The sequence below is a fragment of the Maribacter sp. IgM3_T14_3 genome (assembly GCF_049603095.1).
Classification (GTDB): Bacteria; Bacteroidota; Bacteroidia; order Flavobacteriales; family Flavobacteriaceae; genus Maribacter.
The window spans coordinates 2,055,530-2,074,890 of the sequence record NZ_CP187138.1; the positions used below are offsets into that span (position 1 = coordinate 2,055,530).

Annotated in this window: 23 protein-coding genes; 12 read left to right on the forward strand and 11 right to left on the reverse strand. The window is 34.1% G+C overall.

The features are described 5' to 3' along the window. Positions 1 to 6 precede the first annotated feature (6 nt). Positions 7 to 1,818: a sodium:solute symporter family protein gene (locus ACPF9A_RS09300; RefSeq protein ID WP_424003785.1), complete on the reverse strand. Its 1,812-nt coding sequence runs from the start codon at positions 1,816 to 1,818 to the stop codon at positions 7 to 9. Positions 1,819 to 1,893: 75 nt separating this feature from the next. On the opposite strand from ACPF9A_RS09300, the gene ACPF9A_RS09305 reads away from it, so the two are divergent. The 4 genes from ACPF9A_RS09305 (at position 1,894) to ACPF9A_RS09320 (ending at position 6,228) form a co-directional block, all read left to right on the forward strand. After that, a complete protein-coding gene (locus ACPF9A_RS09305) occupies positions 1,894 to 2,649 on the forward strand; it encodes a sulfite exporter TauE/SafE family protein (RefSeq protein WP_424003787.1) in 756 nt (251 codons plus the stop codon). Positions 2,650 to 2,715: 66 nt separating this feature from the next. Further along, positions 2,716 to 3,462, forward strand: a complete 747-nt coding sequence (locus tag ACPF9A_RS09310) for a hypothetical protein (protein WP_424003789.1) — start codon at positions 2,716 to 2,718, stop codon at positions 3,460 to 3,462. 135 nt (positions 3,463 to 3,597) lie between these two features. Beyond that, positions 3,598 to 4,584 carry a hypothetical protein gene (locus ACPF9A_RS09315; RefSeq protein ID WP_424003791.1) on the forward strand — a complete coding sequence of 329 codons (987 nt, stop codon included), beginning with the start codon at positions 3,598 to 3,600 and terminating at the stop codon, positions 4,582 to 4,584. A gap of 120 nt (positions 4,585 to 4,704) precedes the next feature. After that, positions 4,705 to 6,228, forward strand: a complete 1,524-nt coding sequence (locus tag ACPF9A_RS09320) for a GH3 family domain-containing protein (protein ID WP_424003793.1) — start codon at positions 4,705 to 4,707, stop codon at positions 6,226 to 6,228. Positions 6,229 to 6,231: 3 nt separating this feature from the next. On the opposite strand, the gene ACPF9A_RS09325 is transcribed toward ACPF9A_RS09320, so the two are convergent. Together ACPF9A_RS09325 and cls are read right to left on the reverse strand one after the other, a co-directional pair. Then, on the reverse strand, positions 6,232 to 6,837 hold the full coding sequence (locus tag ACPF9A_RS09325; protein ID WP_424003795.1) for a hypothetical protein: 606 nt from the start codon (positions 6,835 to 6,837) through the stop codon (positions 6,232 to 6,234). A 19-nt stretch (positions 6,838 to 6,856) separates the two neighbouring features. Further along, complete coding sequence (gene cls / locus ACPF9A_RS09330; protein ID WP_424003797.1) at positions 6,857 to 8,281, reverse strand: cardiolipin synthase; 1,425 nt, start codon at positions 8,279 to 8,281, stop codon at positions 6,857 to 6,859. Between the two features lie 133 nt (positions 8,282 to 8,414). Between cls and ACPF9A_RS09335 the strand changes: the two genes are divergently transcribed. Next, positions 8,415 to 8,822 carry an arsenate reductase family protein gene (locus ACPF9A_RS09335; protein WP_424003799.1) on the forward strand — a complete coding sequence of 136 codons (408 nt, stop codon included), beginning with the start codon at positions 8,415 to 8,417 and terminating at the stop codon, positions 8,820 to 8,822. Between the two features lie 80 nt (positions 8,823 to 8,902). After that, positions 8,903 to 10,459, forward strand: a complete 1,557-nt coding sequence (locus tag ACPF9A_RS09340) for a hypothetical protein (RefSeq protein ID WP_424003801.1) — start codon at positions 8,903 to 8,905, stop codon at positions 10,457 to 10,459. 70 nt (positions 10,460 to 10,529) lie between these two features. Here ACPF9A_RS09340 and ACPF9A_RS09345 read toward each other — a convergent pair whose 3' ends face one another. Then, the gene (locus tag ACPF9A_RS09345; RefSeq protein WP_424003803.1) at positions 10,530 to 10,712 is read right to left on the reverse strand and encodes a hypothetical protein; all 183 of its coding nucleotides are present in this window, start codon (positions 10,710 to 10,712) and stop codon (positions 10,530 to 10,532) included. Positions 10,713 to 10,968: 256 nt separating this feature from the next. On the opposite strand from ACPF9A_RS09345, the gene ACPF9A_RS09350 reads away from it, so the two are divergent. After that, on the forward strand, positions 10,969 to 12,006 hold the full coding sequence (locus ACPF9A_RS09350; RefSeq protein WP_424003805.1) for a helix-turn-helix domain-containing protein: 1,038 nt from the start codon (positions 10,969 to 10,971) through the stop codon (positions 12,004 to 12,006). Here the strand turns inward: ACPF9A_RS09350 and ACPF9A_RS09355 are convergent. From ACPF9A_RS09355 to ACPF9A_RS09365, 3 genes are all read right to left on the reverse strand, one after another. Further along, positions 12,003 to 12,665, reverse strand: a complete 663-nt coding sequence (locus tag ACPF9A_RS09355; protein ID WP_424003807.1) for an SOS response-associated peptidase — start codon at positions 12,663 to 12,665, stop codon at positions 12,003 to 12,005. The genes ACPF9A_RS09350 and ACPF9A_RS09355 overlap by 4 nt on opposite strands. Before the next feature lie 213 nt (positions 12,666 to 12,878). Next, positions 12,879 to 13,328, reverse strand: coding sequence for a ferritin-like domain-containing protein (locus ACPF9A_RS09360; protein WP_424003809.1), 450 nt, complete (start codon positions 13,326 to 13,328; stop codon positions 12,879 to 12,881). 49 nt (positions 13,329 to 13,377) lie between these two features. Further along, the gene (locus ACPF9A_RS09365) at positions 13,378 to 13,620 is read right to left on the reverse strand and encodes a hypothetical protein (RefSeq protein ID WP_424003811.1); all 243 of its coding nucleotides are present in this window, start codon (positions 13,618 to 13,620) and stop codon (positions 13,378 to 13,380) included. 268 nt (positions 13,621 to 13,888) lie between these two features. On the opposite strand from ACPF9A_RS09365, the gene ACPF9A_RS09370 reads away from it, so the two are divergent. Next, positions 13,889 to 14,101: a DUF2945 domain-containing protein gene (locus tag ACPF9A_RS09370; RefSeq protein ID WP_424003813.1), complete on the forward strand. Its 213-nt coding sequence runs from the start codon at positions 13,889 to 13,891 to the stop codon at positions 14,099 to 14,101. A 32-nt stretch (positions 14,102 to 14,133) separates the two neighbouring features. On the opposite strand, the gene ACPF9A_RS09375 is transcribed toward ACPF9A_RS09370, so the two are convergent. Further along, complete coding sequence (locus ACPF9A_RS09375; protein ID WP_424003815.1) at positions 14,134 to 15,210, reverse strand: DNA topoisomerase IB; 1,077 nt, start codon at positions 15,208 to 15,210, stop codon at positions 14,134 to 14,136. A gap of 260 nt (positions 15,211 to 15,470) precedes the next feature. On the opposite strand from ACPF9A_RS09375, the gene ACPF9A_RS09380 reads away from it, so the two are divergent. Together ACPF9A_RS09380 and ACPF9A_RS09385 are read left to right on the forward strand one after the other, a co-directional pair. Beyond that, entirely contained in the window at positions 15,471 to 16,076 is a 606-nt protein-coding gene (locus ACPF9A_RS09380) for a DUF2652 domain-containing protein (RefSeq protein WP_424003817.1), read from the forward strand. 105 nt (positions 16,077 to 16,181) lie between these two features. Further along, positions 16,182 to 16,649: a Dps family protein gene (locus ACPF9A_RS09385; RefSeq protein WP_424003819.1), complete on the forward strand. Its 468-nt coding sequence runs from the start codon at positions 16,182 to 16,184 to the stop codon at positions 16,647 to 16,649. A 94-nt stretch (positions 16,650 to 16,743) separates the two neighbouring features. Here the strand turns inward: ACPF9A_RS09385 and ACPF9A_RS09390 are convergent, their stop codons facing one another. The 3 genes from ACPF9A_RS09390 to ACPF9A_RS09400 are packed head-to-tail and all read right to left on the reverse strand — an operon-like array spanning position 16,744 to position 17,626. Further along, entirely contained in the window at positions 16,744 to 16,938 is a 195-nt protein-coding gene (locus tag ACPF9A_RS09390) for a hypothetical protein (protein WP_133685718.1), read from the reverse strand. A gap of 7 nt (positions 16,939 to 16,945) precedes the next feature. Further along, a complete protein-coding gene (locus ACPF9A_RS09395; RefSeq protein WP_424003821.1) occupies positions 16,946 to 17,293 on the reverse strand; it encodes a phage holin family protein in 348 nt (115 codons plus the stop codon). Beyond that, positions 17,294 to 17,626: a YtxH domain-containing protein gene (locus tag ACPF9A_RS09400; protein ID WP_424003823.1), complete on the reverse strand. Its 333-nt coding sequence runs from the start codon at positions 17,624 to 17,626 to the stop codon at positions 17,294 to 17,296. A gap of 197 nt (positions 17,627 to 17,823) precedes the next feature. On the opposite strand from ACPF9A_RS09400, the gene ACPF9A_RS09405 reads away from it, so the two are divergent. Together ACPF9A_RS09405 and ACPF9A_RS09410 are read left to right on the forward strand one after the other, a co-directional pair. Continuing rightward, positions 17,824 to 19,185, forward strand: a complete 1,362-nt coding sequence (locus tag ACPF9A_RS09405; protein WP_424003825.1) for an NAD-dependent succinate-semialdehyde dehydrogenase — start codon at positions 17,824 to 17,826, stop codon at positions 19,183 to 19,185. A gap of 5 nt (positions 19,186 to 19,190) precedes the next feature. Next, the gene (locus ACPF9A_RS09410; protein WP_424003826.1) at positions 19,191 to 19,361 is read left to right on the forward strand and encodes a hypothetical protein; all 171 of its coding nucleotides are present in this window, start codon (positions 19,191 to 19,193) and stop codon (positions 19,359 to 19,361) included.

Consider the following 19,361-nt stretch of genomic DNA (forward strand, 5'->3'; position numbering starts at 1 on the left):
CTATTACTATAAGATGTTTCCTTTTAAGCGGTTCCACGCTTTTACCAATAATACTCCTGCAATTGCAGAAATAACAGTTAGCACTATAGCTTGTGTGGTTCTGCCATAGATCCAATAGCCTGTAGCGAACATTATAGAATAAATTAGAATTACCCCTAACAACATTGCGGTTATACCTGCGGGCACACTCCACTTTTCTTTATCTTTTACAATTTCTACAGCATCGGTTTTTGCATCGGCTACAACTTTAGACCACCCTGGGCCGCCTGGTTGAATCTTCTTGTAGAAACTTCTTAAGGTATCGTTAGATTCTGGTTGTGTCATAAATGTCGCTATCAACCAAATCGTTGTAGTCAACACTACTATAAATATGTACTCTGACCAGTCTGGAAACAGACCCGTCTCTGTAGCAAAAAGATATGCACCTACGGGAGTCAGTTTTAATATGATAGAAATAATACCCGATGCGAACATCGCAGTAATCTCACTCCATGCATTAATTCTCCACCAGAACCATCTTAGAATAAATATGAGTCCGGTACCAGCACCGAAAGCCAATAATATATCAAATAATTGAAGTGCATTTTGAAGTAACAATGCCAATGCAGCACTAAATAGCATTAAAACAACCGTTGAAATTCTACCTACTGCCACCAATCTCTTTTCAGATGCCTCAGGATTTATCTGTTGCTTATAAAAATCAAAAACGATATACGAAGAACCCCAGTTTAACTGTGTACTTATCGTACTCATATATGCCGCAATTAAGGATGCTAACACAACCCCCAACAATCCGCTAGGTAGTTTGGTCAACATTGCTGAATATGCTAAATCATGACCTAATTTATCTGGAGTTACATTTGGGAAAGCTTCTTGTATACTCGCCAAATCTGGGTAGACTACTATAGAAGCCAATGCGACTAGAATCCATGGCCACGGTCTTAATGCATAGTGCATAATATTAAAGAAGAATGTTGCACCAATTGCATGATTTTCATCTTTTGCCGCTAACATACGTTGCGCAATATAACCACCACCACCTGGCTCTGCACCTGGGTACCAAGAACTCCACCATTGTACCGCAAGAGGAATTATAAATAAGGTAATCAATGCTTTCTTGTTACTGAAATCTGGAAGTATGTTCAGTTTCTCCGTTACATTTTCATTCGCCATTAACGCTTCAATACCGCCAACTTCGGGAATATTTACCAAGTAATAAGCAGCACCTATGGCACCTGCCATGGCTACAAAGAATAAAAGGAAATCGGTATAAACTACCCCTTTGAATCCCCCAAGGGCGCTAAAAGTCACTGTAATTAATCCGGCACTTACAACCGTTTGCCAAGGTTCTAAGCCAAGCATAATACTTCCTATTTTTATCGCCGCCAATGTTACGGCCGACATGGTAATTACGTTAAAGATCACCCCTAAATAAACCGCCCTAAACTTTCTTAAAAAGCTAGCAGGTTTTCCGCCATAGCGCATTTCATAAAATTCTAAATCTGTATTTACGTTCGACTTACGCCATAGTTTAGCATAAACGAAAACGGTCAACATACCTGTTATCAAGAAACACCACCATACCCAGTTACCAGAGACTCCGTTGGTACGTACAATATCTGTTACCAGATTGGGAGTATCTGTAGAAAAAGTCGTCGCCACCATTGAAAGCCCTAAAAGCCACCACGGCATGGTTCGACCAGATAGAAAAAATTCTGATGAACTTTTACCAGATGTTTTAGATACATAAAACCCTATGCCTAAGACAAGGGAAAAGAAAACTACAATAAAGGTATAGTCTAACGTACTGAGTTCCATAAGTTGGTTTTAGGTTGATTGTTAAAGATATATTATTTTCGAACATTTATATACCTAATACGCTAAACGTACCACGTGCTACTATCAATAACTACTGAAATTACCCCAACAGCTTGGATTTTGGCCTCTATTGCTACATTTATTATAGGATTATCTAAAGCGGGTATTAAAGGTATTGCTGTCTTAAACGTTACCATTATGGCTTTGGCTTTCGGCGCTAGACAGTCTACAGGCATGGTGGTACCTCTTTTAGTTCTTGCTGATATTTTTTCCGTTATCTACTATAATAAATATACACAGTGGAAATATGTTTTTAAAGTATTACCGTGGATGCTCGTTGGTTTATTAATAGGTGTATTCATAGGAAACGAGCTACCCGAAAAGTTCTTTAAAATAGCCATGGCAACCATAATTATCATAACCGTAGGTATGATGTTTTACTGGGATCGCAAAAAGGATAAGAACGTACCTTCTCACTGGACATTTGCCGGAGCCATTGGCACCATAGCAGGTATTACTACCATGGTGGGTAATTTAGCGGGAGCTTTCTCCAACATTTACTTTTTAGCTATGCGCTTGCCAAAAAATCAATTTATAGGTACGGCAGCTTGGTTATTTTTAATTGTAAATATCATTAAACTTCCATTTCACTTTTTCGTTTGGAAAACCATAACCATTGAATCTTTACAATTGAACTTGATGCTTTTACCTGGTATTCTTTTAGGGTTTTTCGTTGGAGTCCGATTTATAAAACACATTAAAGAAGCTTTCTTTAGAAAGATGATTTTGGTATTGACAGCTGTGGGTGCGGTGCTTATTATGCTTAGTTAGTGCTTTGTTTTAAGTTTGAGTGATTTTGGTATGAAAATCAATTTTAAAGACCTTTTTCGATACTAGATGAAAAATTACATTTTAATACTTTCAATTTTTTCTGTCTTAAATATATTCGGTCAAGATTCAATGACTGCAAGTTTAGTTGAAAATGTTATTGATCATGATTTCCCGAAAGACTTTGAGCACTATTTGTTATTTAAAGAAGGTTTAGAAGAACCTATTATTAACGATTCGCTTCAAAAATTTCAAATACGAGAATTAAAATTGATAGCCAATAATTTTCCTTTAGACTTGATATATAAATCAAATGAGGAAACTATAGACTGGACAAACTACTCTTTAAAAAATGTAAAAAATCTGTCTAGTAAAAAGTATAAAAGATTTTCTCCACCTCTAGCAAAGAGTATCATTTTTGTAAAATATAATATTAGTCCCGGGAAATACGATAGTATTTTAAGAAATAAAAAACGCCATTCTATAGTTGTAAAGAAAAAACTTCTTTGGAATAAAAATAAGATTTGGGCAAATAAAAAACTTAACGAAGAACTGGTTAAAGCTTGGGAAATTGACGAGGAAATTAATGAAGAAGAGAATATATACTTTCAAATTTCTAAGCCTATATTTTCAAAAGACCATAAATATGCTAAAATTTCTATTTTTGAAAACCACCGTTGTAAAGGTGAAGGTTACACCCTACTTTATAGAAACCACAATGAAACTTGGGAAATGCTATTGAGATACAATTTTGTGTCATCTAAGATTTGGACATCGCATGCAAAATGTGGCAATATTCAAATAGTAGGCAAATAATATATTACCAAAGAAACAAATCTAATTAATAGGATTATTTTGGTGTTGATTTCTGTGGGTGCGGTGCTTATTATGCTTAGTTAGTGTTGTATCTTTAGGTTTAATTCTTAGCATAATTGTCAAATTATATAATAGATGAAATTTGGATTAAAATCATTACTAGTTTTACTATCAATACTGGCTTTTTCAAGCACTAATGGACAAGACATTGTTGAAGAATATCAAAAAGCCAAAAACGACAGTTTAAGAATCGGTGAACTAGATTCTGATTTTCTAAAATTTATTGAAAAAGGTTACATACTTGCCAAACCCGAAAATGGAGCGAATATTTCTGGAGTAATTATCTTTTTAGAAGGTTCGGGATTTGATAAAAAGAATATGAGTGCAAAACAAATGTATACACAAGCAAATAAAGCTGGGTTTGCGGTTTTATCTGTTTCGACAGAAATACCATTGGACTTCTTTTTCTCTGAGAACTCAATTTTAGATGCGCATAAAACAATCGAGAGGGCTTTCGACAAAAATAATTTACCGAATAATAATGTATTCTTAATTGGTGTTGGTTTATCTGGTCATCGAGCTTTAAAATATGTTGAATATCAAGAAAAAAATAGTCCAGATTTCACATTAAACTTATCTGGACTCGTTATTTGTGATGCACCATTAGATTGGGTAAGACAATACAATGAAGGCAATAGAGATAGAAGAATAAATTATGACGAAGGCGCTGTTTGGGAAGGTTCTTTCTCAAACTTTATACTTGAGGAGAATCTTAAAGGAACTCCAACATCAAATCTTGAGAACTATCTTAATTTTTCAACTTATAGTTATTCAGACAAAACCGATAGAAAAATTAAATATTATAAAAACTATCCGGTAAGAGCCTACATGGAAGTTGCTATACAATACTGGTTAGAGAAGAAAAGAAAGACTACAATAGACAATAATGGCCCAGATATGGTCGGATTCATTGCTCAATTAAAATTGACAGGAAATGAGAAGTCAGATTTAGTGATATTTTATCCACATGAAAGTAAAACAGAGAAAAAGAATACTGCTGCTACTTGGATTGCGGTAGATAAAGACGAACTAATGGCTTGGATAATAAAATGGTCCAAATAGAAACTAAAGCTATATCCTTAAATCGCCAACCCAATAAAGTCCACAAATTTAAGATTAGGGTTAATCTTTACCTCACGCAACTAGTAATTTAGCAGCAATAACTTAAAAACACTGCTACACATGAATATCATAGGAAATTTCATAAAAGGGGTTATCGACATTACCGACAAAATTACTGGTGATGACAACCCTATTGAAGATCAAAAAGCTGTTCTTCAAAATCTGTTGGAGACCGCGAAAGATACTTCTTTTGGAAAAGCCTATGAATTTGAAAGTATTCTAGAAAGTGACAACCCAGAACAAACATTTCGCGATACCGTGCCTTATTTCGACTATAATCAAATCAATGAGAAATGGTGGAACAAATTGCACGAAGATGAGACCGATGTTACCTGGCCTGGCAGTCCCGATTATTTTGCACTAAGCTCAGGCACTACAGGAAAAATAAGTAAACGTATTCCGGTGACCGATGAAATGATAGATGCTATTCGTCAAGCAGGAATTAAGCAGGTTCTAGCACTTTCTAATTTCGATCTTCCGGCAGATTTCTTTGAAACAGGCATTCTTATGTTGGGCAGTTCTACCGATTTGGTTGAAAATAATGACCATTTAGAGGGTGAAATTAGTGGCATAAGTGCGAGTAATATTCCGTCATGGTTTAGTGGCTACTACAAACCTGGAAAAGAAATTGCCCAAATTGATGATTGGGATGAACGTGTTGCTAAAATTGCTGAAAAAGCTGCGGATTGGGATATAGGTGCTTTAAGCGGAATCCCTTCTTGGATAGAGTTAATGCTGAAAGAAGTCATCAAAAAACACAACCTCAACAACATTCATGAAATATGGCCTAATCTACAAGTCTATACTTCTGGCGGAGTAGCATTCGGACCGTATGAAAAGAGTTTTAATGCCTTAATGGGGAAACCTGTTACGGTAATTGATACCTATTTGGCTTCTGAAGGGTTTATTGCTTTTCAAGCGCGACCAGAAACCGATGCCATGAAATTGGTGACCAATAACGGAATCTACTTTGAGTTTGTTCCCTTCAATCCTGATTATATTTTAGAAGACGGTTCGCTTTCTCAAGATGCTCCTTCACTAACATTGTCCGAGGTTGAAACTGGTCAGAATTACGTACTTATTATAAGCACGGTTAGTGGTGCATGGCGCTATCTCATTGGTGATACTATTGAGTTTACTGATGTAGAACGTGCCGAAATTAAAATTACAGGGCGTACCAAGTTCTTTTTGAATACTGTCGGCTCTCAGTTATCTGTCAATAAATTGGATGATGCCCTACAAGATATCATGGAGACTTTTGATATTGAAGTACCTGAATACACACTATGCGCAAAAAAGTATGAAGACGGATTTTATCACACTTGGTATTTAGGAACCACGGCTACTCAAGACCCAAAAGAAATAGCCGAAAAACTAGATGAATCTTTGAAAGCTGCCAACAAAAATTATAACGTTGCCCGTTCTAAGGCACTAAAAGGTGTGAAAGTTTTTACTATCAATCCTGATATATTTTACGATTGGAACGATAGCAACAAAAAGAAAGGCGGACAAGTAAAAATGGAGCGAGTAATGAAAAAAGAAAAGTTTGCCGAATGGGAAGCTTTTGTAAATGAGCACAATTAAGCCCTATTTACCTTGACTTAACGCATCTCTTTCTTCAACCAATAACATAATTTCTTCTGGAGATAGGTATAGGTTTTTAATACGGTCTACGTATTCTTGTGTTAATCCTGCTTTCTTTAAAATAAACTCTTTGGTGGCAAGAATATAAGTTTCCATACCATGTGTAACGGCAAAAGAATCTGCACGGCGCTCTGCCTCTCGTATATAATTTTCAGAGGTTACATAATTAAAACCGAAGCCTATTAAATTAAAACCGCTTCGCTGCTGGTAATCCATCACATGACCGAGTTCATGACCTAGCCACCCTATCATAATTTCTGAAGGTATGTTTTTGGTATAGTACACCGAATCGGCAATCTTTATCCTTTCGCTAATCAAAATATTATAAGACCTATTTTTCTTAGACTTAAATACGCTCCAAAATGAAGGCTGTGCCTGCATTGTTGACTTCTTGATTTCCTTTTTAAACTTGAATTCAATTTTAGTATTCGCAAGTTCGGGATAATGAGAAAGTGCAATTTTTGCTTCTTCGGTTATCTCAACGGGAATTGTATGTTGTGCAGATGCAACCATAGTGTAACTTAATAATATTAGGGTTAAATAGTTCAAAATTTTTAATAATTAGATATTATAATAGCGGACTAAAGAATTTTGCCAAGCCTTCTAAAAACTTACTAAATGGTGATCTATTTCTAAATTTTTCAAAATTTATTTTTGCCTCTTCAGTACAGTGTTTTATAAATAGCCCTTCTATTTCAGAAGCTAATTCTTTATCATATAAAATCGCATTGGTCTCAAAGTTGTGTTCGAAACTTCTGTAATCAAAATTACCAGAACCCACAGAAGCTATTTCGCCATCTATGATAATGACCTTGCTATGCGAAAAATCAGGTCTCAAATAAATATTTGCACCCACTTCTAACAAAGCTTCAAACGTAGAAAACATACTATACTGAGCCAATAAAGAATCTGATATTTTAGGCGTTAACAAGTTAACTTCTACTCCGCTTAACGCAGCAATTCGAATAGCCTCCAATACCGGTTCTCCAGGTATAAAATAAGGGTTTGCAATACAAATACGTTTTGTAGCGATATTGATCATCGCCAAATATTGCTGCATAATCGCCGGATACCTAGAATCTGGTCCGCTAGAAATTATCTGGGTTACCGTATCACCGACTGGTTCAACCTTTGGAAAATATCTATCTTGTAACAGCAATTCTTCCTTGCTGGCAAAATGATAGTCTTTTACAAATATGCGTTGTAAACTATTTACCGCCGGACCTGCTATCTGTAAATGTAAATCTTGCCAAACACCCAATTCTGAAACGGGTTTTATGTATTTGTCAGACACATTGAATCCGCCAGTAAATCCTATCTTACCATCAATAATTATAATTTTTCTATGGTTTCTATAGTTAAGGGTGAATAATAGATTACCAAAACGAATGGGCATCGTTGAAAAAGCTTTTACACCAATTTCTTTAAATCGTTTTACTCGCTTTCCGCGCATAGAATTACTACCAAAAGAATCGAATAACATGCGAATTTCTACCCCTTCTTTAATCTTCTGTTGAAACAGCTCGTGAAATTTATCTAACAGCATGCCTTCTTCTAAAATATAATATTGAAGGTGTATGAAATCTTTTGCTTCTTCTATTGCTTTAAATATAGCTTCGAATGTTTCTTCGCCACTATTCAACAACGTTATATTATTACCTTCATACGGTGCGAAATAGCTATTTTTTCGAATAAGTGAGGCTAATTTTTCTGGTTTATAATCATCGAACTTATGCACACTTTGTTCACCACCCTCAAGTTCTTTATGGGTTTCTGAATACAGTCTTCTTTTTTCGGTCTGCTTGAGTTTAAAGAGTTTAAATTTTCTTCTATTAATACCAAACAGGTAATACAAAAGAGGCCCTAAAAATGGAAATATGATTACCGATAATGACCAACTAATCATTTTAGTTGCCCTCGATCCATTAAAAATAATATTGATAATACTCCATATTGTAACTACTAAATAAGCAAGCCATAAAACAGTATTCATCTCAATATATTTTGTTATCAAACAAGATACTATAAATTGCTTAAGCCTTAGTTTAATTCAATCTATCAAGACACTTTTAGTCTTAAACGAGTTAATTACTACCTTTAATTGTGAGTACTTTTAAAAAAAAGTAATGGGAGTAATTGCTATGGATAAAAAACAGATAACCCTATATTACAGTTCTGAAAACTCAATAGGGAAACAATTGAACGCGTATGTTGAATCGTCTGGTAAAGACCATTTAACAATAGACATTTCTAAAACCAATGTCACCGGCACCCAGTGGGCTGAACTAGCTGATGGTCTCGGTAAAAATATTTCAGATTTAGTAAACACCGAACATGCCGATTTTAAAAAAATCTATGGCGATGACACTATCGATTTAGATGATGATGGTTGGTTGAAAATATTAAACAAGAACCCTGTTCTTCTTAAAAATGCTATCGTGATAAAAGGTGAAAAATTTATTGAACTTACCAGTGCTTCTGATTTTAAGCAGTACATGGATCCTGACAGTGCAGGTGTAGACAAGCCGTATTAATAGTTCGCTATCAAATACCGCCTACATATAGACATAGGGTTTTATAAACTTCTATCTACATAGCTTTTAATATAAACCTTATGTTCAAAATTTTAAAATGGGTTGTTCTACTTCTTATTATCTCCATTGGCGGTTATATGCTTGCCGAATGGAAAATGAAGAAAGAGATTGTTAGCTTTTTAGAGAGAAAGGTACCCGATCATATAGATTTTTCATACGACCAATTAACCATTAATCTTATTAAGGGGAACATTGCATTTAACGATGTTGCGGTAATTAGTTTAGGAAAACAGACTTCTTCTTGCGAAATTAAAATCAATGCAGAACAGCTTTCCATACAAGGTTTTAGCTATTGGAAAATTCTTTTTCAAAACTCTATTTACCTAAAAACACTTACGCTTTCTAAACCGCACCTTAATTTTAAAACTTGCCCTAAAGACCCAGATAACGTTGTTGCCAATAAAACCAACCCTATTAATCTTTTAAAAGAAATCTATGTCGAGGAATTAATTTTCGATTCGGGCATCGTTGAAATATGGGACTCAAAAGAGGAGGTCGAATTAATAGCTGTTGAGTCTATTGATCTATCGCTGAAAGAAGTGGCTACCGACCCTAATATTATTACTGAATATGTTCCTTTTACATTTTCTGAATATACCATTGAAATTAAAGATTTTAAGGCACCATTAGGTGTTTACGAGAAATTACAATTAGCTTCTATGGTCATCAACAATTCTTCTATTGATGTTCAAAATATATCTCTTACTACCACTTTTTCTAAGGCTGAATTAAGTAATGAAATTACATATCAGCGAGATCACCTCAGTTTATTTATACCGGCGATAAAAGTGGAACATCATAATTATATAGTGGCAAACGATTTGCTACAGGTCAATTTTAAAACATTGTCGCTTACCGAACCAAAATTAGAAATGTACCGTGATAAATCGAGATTAGAAGATTTTAAAAACAGACCACTTTATGGTAAATTATTACAAAAATTGCCTTTTAAAGTGGCAATTGACTCTGTTTTAGTCAAAAACGGTACTATAATCTATGAAGAGGATATTCCGAATGATGTTAAAGCTGGTGCTCTTAGTTTTGAAAATTTAGATGCTTCCATCAGGAACTTATCAAATATAAGTCATGCCGAAAATCCCGTTAAAATTCAGCTCGAAGCGAATTTAATGGGTACTGGTAAATTTCATATGAATTGGGAATTTGAGGTATATGATCCGCAAAGTACATTCCTGATTTCTGGCGGACTATCAAATTTTAATACTGCTAGTTTAAATGAATTTCTTGTTCCCAATTTAAGAACACAAACTACAGGTACTATAGACCAACTTTACTTTACCATTTCTGGTAATGAACATGTAGCTACGGGTGATATTAAAATGAAATATGACGATTTTAAATTTCAAGTATTGAACAAAGAAAGAAATGGAGTTAAAAAGGTGCTCTCCTTTATCGGCAACCTATTTATAAATGATGGATCAAAAACCGACATAGATGGTTTTAGACATGGAGACATATCTACGCAACGAATCAAAAACAAATCGTTTTTTAATTATCTATGGATCAATCTACAAGATGGTTTGTTAGATGTACTTACCGGCGATGGTAAAAAAGATTAATAGAAATACTGTCAACTAAAAAAGCCAGGTAGTAAACTATCTGGCTTCTCTTTTCATAGCAATATGTATTCTAGTTGTCATCAGTAGCATCATCTACTGCATCTTCAACTTCATCAGCTCCATCTTCGATTTCATCACCTACATCATCCATACCTTCTTCGATTTTCTCTCCTGTCGATTTTTCCTCTCTACAGCTTGTTGCAATACTCATTGTAGCAAATGCAAATACGATCATTAATAGTGACTTTCTCATAATATTGATTTTAATAATTAGGTTAATATTTTTAATACTTAGGCGTTAAAGCTTGCTTATTTACTGCAAAGCATGCCATAGCCATCTTTACAAAAATGAGGCTTTTAAGGCGCAGTGCTTAGTTGTAAAAAAAAGAATATTGACTCATCTACCAAATGCGCATTTGTGTTAATTAACATTTTAAACGTGTCAAGGTCTTTCCCTTTTTTCTGGTTTTTTTGTAAGGTACAGTTTCCATTGTACGTAAAATAAAACAATGAGAAAGTTAACCATACATAGTTCTAAGTCTGATGAAATGTTTGCCCAACTACAAGCGTGTATAAAGGGTGAGCTCAAAGAAGACAGGGGCGAAAGCATTTTAACTTTTAAAAATAAATTTGGTAAAGGGTCTTTAAGAACCATCGATTTTAATTGGGGGGTATCTTTTATAGATTGTAATATAAATCTCTTTGAAGAAACTAAGCTTGTATTTGACACGCAAGATTTAGCACCAATTGAGTTCATCTTTATTACTAAGGGGTATTTTGAATATAGTGAAAACGATACCGATGTGTTTACCAAATTAGAGCAATTTCAGAACACCATCATATCGCATAAACGAAATGCAAAAAAGACTTTTCTGTTTCCGAAGAACGAGAATTTAAGAATAAATTTTATCCGAATAAATCGTCAAGAATATTTACAGAAAAAGAATAATAACGTGTGTCAATTAAATCAGTTATTGGTTTCACTCTTTAATGATAGTCACGGAGAAAACGCATATCAACATGGTGGCAATTTTAGCTTAAGAATTGCCGAAGAAATAAAACTACTACATTCAATTGATAATACCAGTGGTATGATGAGGTCGCTATCTCTAGAGGGTAGAATTTATCTAATATTATCACTACAGCTAATGGAACATAAAAATTTTGAAGAAAACATGAACTTACCTGAAGCTATTTCTAAAGAAGATATTCTAAAAATACACAAACTTACCACCTATATCTTAGAAAACATTTCTGAGAATATTTCTATTACATCGCTAAGTACAGAATCGGGCCTAAGTCCTAAAAAACTTCAAATTGGTTTTAAGATTCTTTACTCAAAGACGGTCAATGAATATGTAAGACAATTGAAGCTTGAAATCTCGAAAGATTTTTTAAAAAATACCGATTTATCGGTTTCTGAAATTGTGTACGCCATCGGTATTAAAAGTAGAAGTTACTTCTCTAAAATATTCTTTGAAGCTTTTGAAATTCTACCAACAGAATATAGAAAACATCTTAAGAATAAGAATTCTGCCTTGCGCTAATTTTCAGGGTATTCATACGGACTCAACATACTATCATAAGATATATCTTGATTGAACAGGTTTCTTGCAATAGGGCGTATTTCTAATTCAGTTGAATGTGGCGGTCTTAATATTTCTTTAGCTCTTTCTAAATCGGTACTACCAGAAAGCCATTCATTCTTGTTATCTCGATCCACAATAGCAGGCATATAATCTACCAAATTTTGATAATTAACGATTTCTTTTTCAAGAGGTCCGGTAAGTAACGAACAGGTTATAAAGCCATCTTCTAATGTGGTATAGATGCCTGCCAAATATAAGATTGCCCCATTTTTTTTGCTGATGTGATAAGGGTAAATTTCTCCTTTTTTTAGAACTGATGTAAAAAAACCTGTTACCGGTATTATACATCTTCTTTGTATGAAAGAATCGTGATACCAAATATTGGTATGTACATTCTGTGAAGGTATGGTCAGGGTATTGGTCAATTTTTGAAATAGCTCCCAGTCTTCATTAAAACTGCTCGGTAATAAGCCCCATATGGCTAAATTGATTGCATTAGGTTCATTCATGGTAATTATAGGAATCGACACCTCTGTTAAACCACTAATAACCACTTGTGGGGTATATAAATTTGGATACTTGAACAAGGCATTTGCATCTCGTTCAATCTCTTTCATTTTTGCTGTATTCGAAATTTTAAAATACATATCAATCATTCGCTTTAAACATAAAGTTCATCAATTATTATCATCACTATTATTGCAGAAAAACAAAAATATAACCCATAAAAATAAGTGACATAAAGAATTAAATAGTGAGCAATTTCATAATCTTAGGGCATAAAAAAAGAGGTCTAAATAGACCCCTTTTAATAAATTTTAGCAATAAACCTATCTAATGCTTTCTAACATTTTAATATTTGATAGTCCGTTTTGTATGGCCTCTTTTTGGCTTCTTAAAATGGTCGCCGTTGTAGAAGGCAATGAAGTTTCTTTCAAAACTTCTTCATACTCTTCAATAGCAGCTTTCTCACCTCTAATTGCTTCTTCTAGCATTGCTTCTGCGCTATCAGATGAAAATAGAGCTTTAACATCCATCCATGCTCTGTGTGCTTTTCCTGTAATGCTATCTCCCTTATCGATTTCTTGACCAAAAGATTTAATCTCTGCTTTTAGCTCATGTCCAAAATCATAACGTTGACTAGCTTTTGAATCGAAAAACGACTTTAATTGCTCATTTTCTGTATTTTCTGCAGCTTTTTTATAGCCTTTTTCAGCATCATACGTTTTTTCTAAAAGTTCGTTTAATTTCTCACCTACTTGTTCTGTATATGTACTCATTGTTTATAATTTTAATGATGCGATTTTTATTTAGAGATGTTAATCGCAATTACATCTTATAAAATTTATTTCTGTTTTTGAAATCTTGTAATTTTCTCTTCAGTTCGGTTACATCTTTTGCTTGCGATTTATCTGCGAACATTATTATATGCTCCATATCGATATCGCAAAAAGCATCTTCTTGACCATTTGTAGAATCGTTACGCATATCGTCAATGATAAAATCTTTTACCAATAAGCTAATGAAGCCTAAACCTATAATTATCGATATACCTGCAATTAATTGTACCATCTGTAATATTTTGATAACAAATATAAACGGGACTTTCACTACTTTTTGCCCTTAAAAATTTTTGAATTAACTCCTTCGAATAGCGTTAAATTTCAGGCTTTTAGCATCAAAAATTTAGTGCCTTTCTTGCACAATATTTAATTTAAACATAGAACTTGTAGTCTCAAATTAGTTCTCATGTTTGTGCATCTATAAATGATATTTTCTATCACATGGTTCTCCAAAAGACTAGCTGTGATGGAAAGCACAAACAATACATACATTTATTATGATACGAAAAGGTACAAGTGTGAAATGGTCTTGGGGTAATGGTACTGCCGAAGGTAAGGTTGAAGAAACATATACTTCAAAAACAACAAAAACAATCAAAGGAAATGAAGTTACCAGAAATGGTAGCGATGATAATAAAGCCCTCTACATTAAACAAGATGACGGCGATTATGTTCTTAAGAGCGAAAGCGAAGTTGAACGCGCCGAATAAATTAATAAACACGATGCTGTAAATTTAGATACCTACTTCTTAATATCTAAATCTACTAACGGATTAAAATCGGCTATTAAATTTATCAAGGCTTTTTCTGCTGCAGTTTGGTATTCTGAAGAAGCAGTCTTCTCTATGCTTTCAAAAACATCATTGAGCTCATTCTTTTCATAGGTACTGACCACAAATGGGTGTACATAGTATTTTTTACATACATTTCTAGTATTACCAAGCGCTTTCGCAGTATCGTCAAACGCCTTTATAACATTTTTTTTCACTTCACTTTCTATATCGGTAGGTTCATTTTCCATAAGCGATTCAAAGAATATGAGTGTACCCGACCATGTTCTAAAATCTTTCGCAGTAAAGAGTTCTCCGCTTATTTCTTGTAAATATTCATTGACCATACCACTGTCAACTCCCGTTTTGATTCCGTCTTCATCAAAAAATTGAAATAGATCCCAACCAGGTATTTCCTCGCATTGCAACACTAACTTGCGCAACTTTCTATTATTTAAAGTGATACTGTGCTTTTTACCTTTTTTACCCGTAAACTCAAACTTTACCTTGTTCTTGCTAGTTTTTAAGTGTCTTGTTCTTAGGGTCGATAAGCCATAGGTTTTGTTTCTTCTTGCATATTGCTGGTTTCCGATTCGAATATGGGTTTCCTCCATTAACCTCACGATTAATGCAAGAACTTTTTCTTTAGGCCATCCGTCTAGCTGTAAATCTTCATCGACCCTTTTTCGAATAAGGGGTAATGCTTCCCCAAAATGATGCATTCTTAAAAACTTCGTGCGGTTTCGAACTCTTAACCATAATTCGTGATAACGGTATTGAAGTCTGTGCTTCATATCATACCCTACCGCTTGTAAATGTGCATTCGATATGGGTGCAATTTTAACCTCTTGCCATGCGGGCGGTATCACCAGCTTTTTAATTCTAGTTAATTCAGCTTTTTTACTGAGCGGTTTGTTTTTTAGCAGATATAGAAATTGATCTTTCTCTTTTATCCGCAGTATAGATAGTGCTTCTCTATTCACATATTTTAAGTGCATATGTGCTGCTACATCATGTGGTTCGCTCGCTAAAAGTTCTGAATAGTTCATTTGAAATTCTTTAAAATAGTACTGATATAGGTAAAGAAAACACTTGTTTTGTTTATTGTTTTAAAAACAACATCAAACAAAAATAATCAAAGAGGTTGCGTATTATGTGTTCAATACCGCTCTATTGTAACTTTAAAAGATCGATTCAAATAAATTAAATGGCTTTAAACGCAAATCGATTGCGATAGTAATTTTACCGTACGCGATCTTTTTAAAATCAAAAGTTATATACCTTTCACCCTCACTTACGACTATAGCTTATGAAAGGAGAACCAATGTTAATATGTATACCAGACATAAGCGGCTTTACGGAGTTTATGAGCGAAACCGATTTTGAGTTAAGCTCAAAAATTATTCCTGCCCTATTGAACCAAATTATCTACACCAATAAAATCGGACTAAAAGTTTCTGAAATAGAAGGTGACGCGGTTTTGTTTTTTAAGACCGGTGAAATGCCCAGCCTAGAAAATTTAATTGAGCAGTGCAGACAATTTTATACCGAGTTCTACAAAGAACTAAACTCACTTAGAGTAAAACATAAGAAAAATAAAGACGCCGATTCGATGCCAGACATTCTGGGCTTAAAAATCATTTTACATTACGGTAAAGAAATTGCTTTGACCAAAGTTGGTAACAGCATTAAGTTATTTGGCGAAGACTTGATTATTGCACATAAACTTTTAAAAAATAAAATTAGATTAAGCGAATATTTACTGCTAACCGAGGGCTTAACTAATTATTATAAAGAGAATAATTTAAACAATCAGTTCGATTGGGGTTCGTTAAAGCAAAACTCAACGGAGTATGACCATGTAGGTGAAATAAACTACTCGTACATAAACTTAAAACCTTTGGTAGAAGAATAAGTTCTACATCACTTCAAAATTGTAAAACGTTCATCATTGCCTCTTCTGAGTCAATGGTAACCTTCTATATACTTTAATTTTGTAGCAGAATAATTAAATAAAATTATGAGCTATTTAGATATAAAATCAAAAGACATAAAGCCAATTGTTGATGAATTAAACACCTTATTGGCAGATTACAATTTATACTACCAAAACCTTAGAGGTTATCATTGGAATGTTTCTGGAAAGAACTTTTTCGACCTTCACATTAAGTTCGAAGAGTTATATACCGATGCAAGAATAAAGATTGATGAAATCGCTGAGCGAATTTTAACTTTAAGACACAACCCTACAAGCGAATTTTCTAAGTATTTTGAAATGTCTTCTATAAAAGAAACATCTTCTCTTATTGCCGATACCGATATGGTGGATCATATTTTAGATCAGCATGAGATTTTGCTAAAGCAAATGAGCAAGGTTGTTAAAAAAGCAGAAGCCGGTGGTGATGAAGGTACAATCGATATGATCGGTGGTTACATTGGCAGCATCGAAAAAGTAAGTTGGATGCTTGACGCCTGGTCGAAAGAATAAAATAATAGTACCCAATACAGTATAAAAAAAAGCACCTCTTTTACAGAGGTGCTTTTTACTTTCAACTAGATTATCATTGCAATCTAATTGTATATTATTTTACTACTTTTCGCATTAAATACAACATACCAAATTTTTTGGCTGCAGAGAATGCTGTCGATACCCAGTTATACGGACTCAAATCTTGCTGTACATCTTGCTTTAACCCTTTTAGTTCTTCTAGAGCAATCTGTCGCTCTAATTTTAGACGCTTTAAATTGTACTCTATCTCATTAAAATTTTTATACATATCTCTATTAGTTAAAAAATTTATCCGACAACTTTCTTACCAACATGTTATCTATTTTAGCTCTAAAAATATAGGCTAAAATCAATAATACTATAAATAAAGCACCAGCAATTAAACAGGCACTTACCATACTATTAAGAACATTTGCAAGAAAAACTACTCCCGCAACAGTAATAAATATAAGTGCCAAAAAAGCAAGACCACCAATGACTGCGATTTTCAGCAGCATACCGGTGGTCATTGTTAATTGTTGAAACACTTTTAGCGTATAGTATTCTTGGGTTTTCTTATAGTAAACCTCTCCTACATCAATTGCCTTGTTAGACGTTTCGTTAAGTGATTCAATAACTCCCATTTATACTGTTTTCTGCAGTTTCTTATTTTTCATTTTCAACTCAGCTAACTTTTTCTCTAAAGTTGAAATAACATCATCTGTCTTGTAACTTAAATCAGATACTAAAGATTCTACCCTTGCATCTAAAGTTACTTTTTCATCTGCCATTTTAGAAGCTACTCTATTTTTAAGGTCTACTGCGCTTTCAGTAAAATTATCTCTTGTTGCAGCTGCTTGGTCAGCAATTAATCTTCTTGTATTCTCACCTTTATCTGGAGCATAAAGAATTCCTAAAGCTGCACCGATTGCAGAACCTGCAATAATTGCTAATAATGTATTTCCACTATTGTTCATATTGTAATATTTTTAGATTAAACGTTTCTTTTATTCATGATAATGTTTGTATTATCATGCTCTACAAAGTTCTATAATAAAGATACAACTACTTAACTCAAAACCTTTAAATATTGACGTTAACAATAGTTTAAAAGGGTTAAGAATTATATGAAACGAATTAACACATACCATTGTATACCTCTAAATTTGTACTTATGAAAGAATATAAAATAATGAACCCTTATAATGGTTCTGTAGTCAACACCTATATACAAGATACATCGGCAGATATTACTGCTAAATTGAATAAAGCGCTCGCCATTGAAGTTTCATGGGCACGTACAGAAATTGAAGATAAATGTGAATTACTCAGCAATGTTGCCGAGCTACTAATAGAACGAAAAGAGCAATATGCAGAATTAATGACACAAGAAATGGGGAAACCTTTTTCTCAAGGTATATCTGAAATTGAAAAGTGTGCTTGGGCTTGTGATTTTTATGCACATAATGCAGAAGATCTTTTGGCTGATGAGGTCATAGAAACCGATGCCGATGAGAGTTTTATTAGTCATGATCCCTTAGGTTGCATTCTTGCCGTTATGCCATGGAACTACCCATTTTGGCAAGTAATACGTTTTGCGGCACCGACATTAACCGCAGGTAATACCGCATTGCTTAAACATGCACAGAATGTAACGGGTTGCTCACTTGCTATTGAACAATTGTTTTTAGATGCAGGATATCCTGAAGGATGTTTTCAAAGCTTAAAAGCAGGTCATGAAGAAATCGAGAAGCTTATTGCCAATGTCGGAATCAAGGCCGTAACCTTAACCGGAAGCGAGAAAGCCGGTAAATCAATAGCAGGTACAGCTGGAAAAAACTTGAAGAAATCTGTTCTTGAACTCGGCGGAAACAATGCTTGTATCGTTTGGGAAGATGCCGATTTAGATGAGCACATCGATACTATGGTAACGGCACGTATGCAGAATACCGGTCAAAGCTGTATTGCAGCTAAGCGCTTTATTGTCTGTGAAGATATATATGACTCTTTTCTCGAAAAATTCACTGCAAAAGTGAAGTCCCTAAAAAGTGGTGACCCCATGAATAAAGATACATTTATTGGTGTTATGGCTCGTGAAGACTTAGCAGAAGAACTTCAAAAACAAGTGAACGACTCTATAAAACAAGGTGCCAAGGTTATATTAGGTAATATGCGTAATGGTGCATATTATTCTCCTACCATACTTACAGAGGTTACCGAAGATATGCCTGTTTTTAAAGAAGAAACTTTCGGGCCTGTAGCGGCAATCATTAAAGCTAAAAATAGAGAAGATGCTATTGCCATTGCAGCGAATTCTAGATTAGGTCTTGGTAGTATGTTATTCACAGAAGATACAGATGCGGCGATGGATATTATTTCTGACATACCAGACGGCGCATTTTTTGTCAACGATATGGTAAAATCTGATCCTAGATTACCATTTGGTGGAACAAAAGCATCTGGCTATGGTAGAGAACTATCTAGAGAAGGCATCTTAGAATTTGTCAACAAAAAAACAGTTTACATTAAAAAATAATACGCATGAACAAAGAAGCAGAAGAAACAAAATTCGTTAAAGAACCTGAAGATAATACACAGCAATTCATCCTTCAGAAAAATAAAAAAACAAAAGTAGGGGTTACCATTTTAGTAGCTTTTCTAGTACTACTTGTAATTGGTGTTATCGTATCGAACATCTTTTTCACCAACTAA